This window comes from Gardnerella sp. c10Ua_244, from assembly GCF_055818055.1.
The window spans coordinates 1-667 of record NZ_JARFVS010000028.1; the positions used below are offsets into that span (position 1 = coordinate 1).

Below are 667 nucleotides of genomic sequence, written 5' to 3' on the forward strand. Positions count from 1 at the left end.
TGAGTTTGGTTTTCTATCCCCAATTCTAGTGGCGGAGGATAATACGATTCTCGCAGGGCATGGCAGGCTTGCCGCGGCATTAAAACTGGGTCTTAAAAAAGTTCCGTGTGTGAAAGAAAATCATTTAACTGAAACACAAAAGCGTGCTTATATTATTGCGGATAATAAGCTTTCACTTAACGCAGGCTGGGATAGTGAGCTATTGGCTGTTGAGTTGTCGGAGCTTGAAGGGGCTGATTTTAATCTTGATCTTCTCGGGTTTGATGAGGCGGAGCTTTCCAGTATTTTTGATGCTGATAAAGACGTGAGTGATGATGATTTTGATGTTGAAAAAGAATTGGAAGAACCGTGTTTTTCTAAAACGGGTGACATGTGGACGCTTGGTAAGCATCGTGTTATTTGCGGTGATGCTACTAAGTTAGAAACATTTAAGACGCTTCTTGAGGATACTAAAGTGAATCTGGTGGTTACTGATCCGCCTTATAACGTGAACTATGAGGGTTCTGCTGGGAAAATTAAAAACGATAATATGGAGGATGATAAGTTTTACCAGTTTCTTTTCAACTCGTTCGTGAACATGGAGCAGGCGATGGCAGATGATGCGTCTATCTACGTGTTTCATGCTGACACGGAGGGGTTGAATTTTAGAAAAGCATTCCAGGACGCG

The 667-nt window shown here is 42.1% G+C and carries 1 protein-coding gene; it reads left to right on the forward strand.

What is annotated here, in order from left to right; translation table 11 throughout:
• Positions 1 to 667, forward strand: a 667-nt coding sequence (locus P0108_RS07155; RefSeq protein WP_473730941.1) for a DNA methyltransferase, incomplete at both ends; no start/stop codon positions are given.